Source organism: Paenibacillus sp. P22 (assembly GCF_000469945.2).
Lineage (GTDB): Bacteria > Bacillota > Bacilli > Paenibacillales > Paenibacillaceae > Paenibacillus_O > Paenibacillus_O humicus.
The window spans coordinates 33,809-40,246 of the sequence record NZ_CBRA020000140.1 but is presented as its reverse complement, the minus strand read 5'-3'; the positions used below and the strand labels follow the sequence as shown (position 1 = coordinate 40,246).

Below are 6,438 nucleotides of genomic sequence, written 5' to 3'. Positions count from 1 at the left end.
GCCCGGCGCCACCCGGCGCAGCGTGCGCACCGATACCGGAGCCCGGCGGCTGAGCGCGCCGATCTCCGTCGCCCAGGTGTCGGCGTTGACGCTGGCCATCACGCCGACAAAGGCATACAGCAGCCATTGCTCCGGCCAGAAGCCGTAAACCGCGCAAAGGAAAAGGCCGACGCCTCCATTTGCGGTTACCTGGCCGGCATCCCGCCTGCTGCCCTTGGCGTAGTTTTTTTCCGCTCCGGACTTGGACGCATGCTTCTTCTTCCACTTCGACCAGAAGGTCGAAGAGACGAAAAATGCAATCAGCAAGCCGAACCAGACCGGCCCTCCATAGAAGACGTAGCCGGTTCCCATGAAAGCGGCCGCGGCCGCCCCGGAACCCGACAATGCCCGCAGCCGATAAGCCGTTCCGGCAATGGCGAGGCTGCCAGCCGCTCCGATGGCCAGCCGCAGCAGCGGCTCCGATTCAAGCAGCGTCCATAGCTCGTTCTCCGTCATCGTCCCGCCCCGCTTCCTCGTCTGCTCATCCCGGCCAAGCATCCCGCCCCGGCAGCTCCAGCGGCTGCGGAAGGCTGCGCAGCGCTTCCCGCCAGCGGTCGGGGTAATTCGTACAGATCAAAACCGAAGGGTCCATGAGCGCATAACGCCGGATAAGGCGAAAGTCGTTCAGCGTCCAGACCATCGTCCGGATGCCGGCCGCCTTGAGGAGGCGGATCCGCTTGCGGTTCATCGCGGAATGATCGGCCGACAGCAGGCTGCAGCCTAGTCCCGACAGCTCGGCCGGCAAGGATGCGCTCCAGCTGTCGCTGATCAGGCCGGTCTTGATGCCCGTATCAAGCGACCTCAAATGCCTGAGCGACTCCCTGCTGAACGAGGTCAGCACGCTGCGCTCCCGCATTCCGCTCCGCTCCACCGCCTCGGCCACCCGCTCCTCCAGCAAGCCGTCCACCCGGTCGTGGCGCTTCAGCTCGATGTTGAACTTCAGCCTGTCCCCTGTTTCCCGCAGAACTTCCTCCAGCAGCGGCACGCCTTCCTGACTGAAGGCCGGGGAAAACCAGCTTCCGGCATCCAGGGACTGAAGCTTGGCGGCGGCAACGCGGGCAGCCTCCGCCCTCCCGCCGTTGGTCGTGCGGTTAAGACGCTTGTCATGCATCAGAACGGGAATGCCGTCGCTGGACAGCTGCACGTCGATCTCGGCCCACTCGACATCGTCCGCTTCCGCAGCCAGCCGAACCGCAGCCAGCGTATTCTCGGGTGCGGCGCCGGACCAGCCTCGATGAGCGACGCATGGATTTCTCAACGCGCCTTCACCATTCCGTCCGTCCCGACAGATGCTGCGGAGCTGATGCCGTTCAGACGCTTCAGCAGCGTTGCGGCTTCCTCTCCTTCCAAAGGGGCAGGCCGGGAGAGCGTTATTTTCATCGGATGGAACTGCAGGCCGCAGTTGCCTTCCTTGGAGCAGACGGCGTCCAGCACGCCCGTCTCGCTCGTCTTGGAGTTCGAATTCGAGGTGAAAATGAAATTGCCCAGGCTGTAGGCGATCCACTTGCCCTTGTACAGCTCGAAGCCCTGCAGCACATGGGGATGCGCGCCGATGACGAGATCGGCTCCGGCGTCAACGAGATCCCTCGCAAGGCTTTTCTGCTGCGCGTTCGGCTGATCGGAACGCTCGGTTCCCCAATGGACCATGACGACGACCAGATCCGCCTTTTCCTTGGCGGACTTGATCGCTTCGACCGCCCTCGCCGAATTGTAGGCTTCCGCGACTCCGATCCGCTTCGGCCCTGCCATCCAGTCCGTTACAGGAAGCACGCGGCTGACGCCTATGTAGGCGATCTTGACGCCTTTGCTCGAAAGAATGACGGGAGCGAAGGCCTCCTTGTCGTTGCGGCCGCCTCCCACATGGGGAAGCTTGACGTCGTCGAGGTACTTCATCGTGTCCAGAAGCCCTTCCGTGCCCTGGTCGAGCGTATGGTTGTTGGCGACGGTGACGACGTCGAAGCCGGCGTCCTTGAGCGGCTTCAGATAGCCGGGCTTGCCTTTGAATACATACTGCTTGTCCTCTGCCGGCGTGCCCCGCAGCGTGATCGGCGTCTCCAGATTGCCGGCCGTCAGGTCCGGCTTGGACAGATAGGGAGCAGCGCCCTTGAACGGATAGTCAAGGCCGTTCGCCTCCATCTGATCCGCCACTTTGGATGCCAGCAGGATGTCGCCCGTAAAAGCCAGGCGGACAGCTCCCGCATCCTTCGGCATATCGCCGCTCCAGCCGCTGCCCGGGTTCGTGGAGACAGCCGGCGGCAGCGTCGCTTTTGGAGTCGCCGAGACGGTCGGCTCCGGCGTCGGACTCAGCGACGGGCTCGGCTGCTCGCCAGGCTCCGGCGTCGGCGAAGGCTGCTCCGGGCTGGCAGAAGGCGGCGGACTCGGACTTGGCGCGGGAGATGGATCGGATGAAACATCCGGAACAAGGCTCGTCCCGCCGCTGCCGGAGCCTCCGGAAGAAGCCGAGCTGCCGCCTCCGCTGGCGGAAGGATCCGTCCGGTTCCATAGAAATCCGCCGACAAGCAAAGCCGCGGCGGCCAGAAGAATGAAGTTGACGATGACGAGCCGGCGGAGCCGGCGCTTGCGTTGACGACGGTGATGCTGTCTGGAGTTGGAACGGGATACGAACAAAAAAAGACAGCTCCTCTCGATATGATGAAGTAGCTTGGATGAGGACGGTCGCGATGCAAATACCATGCCATTATACCAAGTTCTTCGCTTCATAGCGAAAAGGAGCCGTCCACTTATTGGAACAGTCCCAAAACATGCTGCGCCGCCTCGCGTCCTTGCCGGATGCAATCCGGCAGTCCGACGCCGTCGAACGCCGCCCCCGTCGCGTAAACGCCGGGAGTCTGCTGCGCCATTCTTGCCCGCAGCCGGCCCATGGCGGCGACGTGGCCGACCGGATACTGCGGCATGGAATGGCGCAGCCTCGTGATCTCGGTGAACAGAGGGCGCGCCTCGATGCCCATCGTATCCTTCACGTCGCGGAGAACCGCGGCCGTCAGCTCCTCGTCGGACAGCTCCACCGCTTCCTCGGCGCCCGCCCTTCCCACATAGCAGCGGAGGAGAACATGATCCGAAGGGCTGCTGTGCAGCCATTTGGATGAGGTCCACGTGCAGGCCGTAATCGTACGGCCCTCCGAGCGCGGCACCAGAAAGCCGGAGCCGTCGAATTCCATACACTCCACATCCCGGCGCGTGAAGGCCATGACCACGTTGGCGACAGATACATACTTCACTTCCCGCAGCTCGGACATGTCCGCGAGCGGCTCCAGCATCGAAGCCGCTGCCTGGCTCGGAGCGGTCACGATGACCGCATCCGCCTCAAGCCTCTCTCCGCTGCCGAGCTCAAGCTCGTAGCGGCAGCCTTCCCCGACGGATTCACGGATGGAAGCAACCGCCGTGCCCATCAGGATGCGCACGCCTTCCAGCGATCGCTCCAATCCTTCGACCAGTGTCCGAAGGCCGTGCCTGTACGTCATGAAGACGCTGCCTTTGACCGATTCGGGCAAATAATCGGGAGGAGCCGCAGGAGCCGCGCCCCGGCTGCCCGCCCGCGAGCCTCGAATCAGGCTGCCATGCTGGAGCTCCGCCCGGCGGAACTGGGGAAACGTCGCTGCAAGGCTGAGATTGTAAAGGTCGCCTGCGTAGATGCCGGCAAGCAGCGGCTCGCTGATCCGGTCCACGATATCGGGACCCATGCGGCGCTCCAGGAAAGCGCCGACGGATTCGTCCTCCCCGTCGTCCGGGCGCGGCGCAAGCAGCAGATCGCAGGACGCCCGGAATTTTGAATCCGTGCCGAGCAGCTCCGTCTTCAGGAATGAAGCCATGTCCGCCGGCACTCCAAGCACGAGCTTGGGCGGCATCGGATGCAGCTGCCCGCCTTGATAGATGTACGTTTTGGCCGCCTGCGGATTGGTGCGGACAAGCTCGTCAAGTAGACCGAGCTCTCTCGTCAGCTCCAGAATCGGCAGCTTGCGGGCGAGGAACGAATCCGGTCCCTTTTCAATGGTGAATCCATCCTTGCGCAGCGTCTCGATGCGTCCTCCAAGCCGTTTTCCAGCCTCGACGAGCACGAGCTCGCCCTCCAGATTCCGCTCCTCGAGCCCCTTGCGGATATAATGGGCCGCGCTGAGACCCGTCAAGCCTCCGCCGACCACAGCGATCCGCAGAGCTCTCCGATCGCCGTTCATTCCCCGAGTCCTTGAGCCGCTTTCGCGACGGAGTCGGCGAGAACCTCCATATAGAGAGGGTCGGAATTCAGCATCCGGATCCGGCCGAAGGCAATGCCCAGCTTGTCCGCTTCGGCCATCGCCTCGATATCGAGATCGTAAAGCACTTCCAGATGGTCGGACACGAAACCGATCGGAGCCGCCAGCAGCGCCTGCTCTCCGTCGCCGGCCAGCCGGGTCATCGTCTCCAGAATATCCGGTCCGAGCCATGGCTCCTTCGTGCGGCCGGCGCTCTGCCAGGTGAACTCCCAGTTGTGCGCGCCGGAAGCGTCGGCCACGGCGCGGGAAGTTTCGAGCAGCTGCTCCTCGTAAGGATCGCCGGATTCGCGGATGCGGACGGGAAGGCTGTGCGCGCTGAACAGCACCTTGACCGAAGCGCCTCCCGCTTTCTCGGAGACAGCCTTCATTCCTTCGCTCACGCGCTCCGCCAGCGCTTCGATCAGCTTCGGATGAAGATGATAGGATTCCACGCACACCATCGTGATGCCGCGCTCCTCCGCCTTCTGCATCGCCCGCTTGTTGTAGCTGGCCACGCTCATGGTGGAGAAATGGGGAGCGAGGACGATGCCGACGGCCATCGTGATTCCGTCTGCCGCCATCTGCTCCACTCCGTCCTCGATATACGGACGGGCATGCTTGAGCCCCTGATAACACCGGTAGCGTCCGGGTGCGGCCTGCTCAAGCTTGTCCTGCAGGCTGGCTACCTGGCGGTCCGTGTTCTCGCGCAGCGGAAAGACGCCGCCGACAATCGCATCGTACCGGTCGCTGAGCTCCTTGAGCTGCTCCGGCGAAGGGGCGCTGCCGCGGCGGATATGCGTGTAGTATTCTTCCACATGGTCCAGGCTCTCCGGCGTGCCGTAAGACATGACCAGGACGCCGATCGTTTTGTCAGACATGAGGCATCTCCTTTGCGGCCGTTCTCCGGGTGGCGATGGCATCGGCCGAATATTCGTGAATGTAGTCCGTCAGCAGCTTCAGCTTGTCGAGGGACGCTTCGGGGAACAGGCCGTGTCCGAGATTGAAAATGTAGCCCGGCTCCTTGATGCCCTCGTCGATAATGCTGCGCGCATGATCCTTGATGACATCCATCGGAGCGGTAAGCACGACCGGATCGAGGTTGCCTTGAACCGCATATCCGCCTCCGAGACGGCGGCGTCCTTCTGCAATGCCGACCCTCCAGTCGAGGCCGATCACGTCGGCCTGAAGGCCCTTCAGCTCCGGCAGCAGCTCGCCCGAGCTGACTCCCGGGAAGTAGATGCCCGGCTGCTTCAGATCGGACAGCTCGCTGAAAATCCGGGTGATCGTCGGCAGGACGAAGACGCGGAAATCATGCGGGGCGAGCGAGCCGACCCAGCTGTCGAACAGCTGGAACGCCTTGCCTCCGTTGTCCGCATGCGCCCGCAGATAGGCGATCACCATGTCGCCCAGCTTGTCCATCAGCTCGAACCAGACGGCCGGCTCGCTGTACATGAGCGCCTTGGTGCGCAGATAGTTGCGGGAGGGCTTGCCCTCGATCAGGTAGCTGGCGATCGTGAACGGCGCGCCGGCGAACGTGATGAGCGGAACCTTCAGCTCGCGGTCAAGAATCCGGATCGTCTCCAGGACGTGGGACAAATCCCCTTCCACGTCGATCGGCTTCAGCCTGCGCACGTCCTCCGCGCTGCGGATCGGATTGTGGATGACGGGGCCGATGCCTGCGACTATATCAAAATCGATCCCGATGGATGCAACGGGATTCATAATATCGGAATATAAAATGGCGGCGTCGACGCCAAGCTTATGTACCGGCATCATCGTGACTTCCGCTGCCAGCTCGGGCTGCCTGCAAATCTCCAGGAGCGTATGCTTCTCCTTGATCTTGCGGTAATCCGGATCGTACCGCCCTGCCTGTCTCATGTACCATACCGGCACATGATCCGTGCTTTCCCCGCGGGCCGCCCGGAGGAAGGAGTCGTTCTGTATCATATCCGCTCCCCTTTTCTTTCTATGAATTTCCCTTCGCTTTCCATTATGCCCGTTTTTAAAAACGCTAACAACCTTTACCCGGCGGGGGGAGATGACAATCCTATGACAAACGATAGGCATTCCTTCTTGATTGGAAAAGGATTATACTATCAGCAAAGCGGGCTGCCGCCAGCGTGCCAAGGACAAGGAGAAATCATACTAG

General features: G+C 62.4%; 6 protein-coding genes. All 6 read right to left on the bottom strand.

Features of this window, described 5'->3' with window-relative positions:
* Window positions 1-495: DUF92 domain-containing protein (locus tag BN871_RS18705; RefSeq protein WP_048748322.1), on the bottom strand; the 495-nt coding region annotated here is incomplete at its 3' end.
* Window positions 496-520: 25 nt separating this feature from the next.
* The gene (locus tag BN871_RS18700) at window positions 521-1,297 is read right to left on the bottom strand and encodes a glycerophosphodiester phosphodiesterase family protein (RefSeq protein ID WP_048748313.1); all 777 of its coding nucleotides are present in this window, start codon (window positions 1,295-1,297) and stop codon (window positions 521-523) included.
* Complete coding sequence (locus BN871_RS18695) at window positions 1,294-2,667, bottom strand: CapA family protein (protein WP_048748312.1); 1,374 nt, start codon at window positions 2,665-2,667, stop codon at window positions 1,294-1,296. Before BN871_RS18695 ends, BN871_RS18700 begins: the two co-directional genes overlap by 4 nt.
* Before the next feature lie 113 nt (window positions 2,668-2,780).
* Complete coding sequence (gene hemG, locus BN871_RS18690; RefSeq protein ID WP_048748311.1) at window positions 2,781-4,232, bottom strand: protoporphyrinogen oxidase; 1,452 nt, start codon at window positions 4,230-4,232, stop codon at window positions 2,781-2,783.
* The gene (gene hemH / locus BN871_RS18685; protein WP_048748310.1) at window positions 4,229-5,167 is read right to left on the bottom strand and encodes a ferrochelatase; all 939 of its coding nucleotides are present in this window, start codon (window positions 5,165-5,167) and stop codon (window positions 4,229-4,231) included. Before hemH ends, hemG begins: the two co-directional genes overlap by 4 nt.
* Window positions 5,160-6,236, bottom strand: a complete 1,077-nt coding sequence (hemE, locus tag BN871_RS18680; protein ID WP_048748309.1) for a uroporphyrinogen decarboxylase — start codon at window positions 6,234-6,236, stop codon at window positions 5,160-5,162. Before hemE ends, hemH begins: the two co-directional genes overlap by 8 nt.
* Window positions 6,237-6,438: the final 202 nt, after the last annotated feature.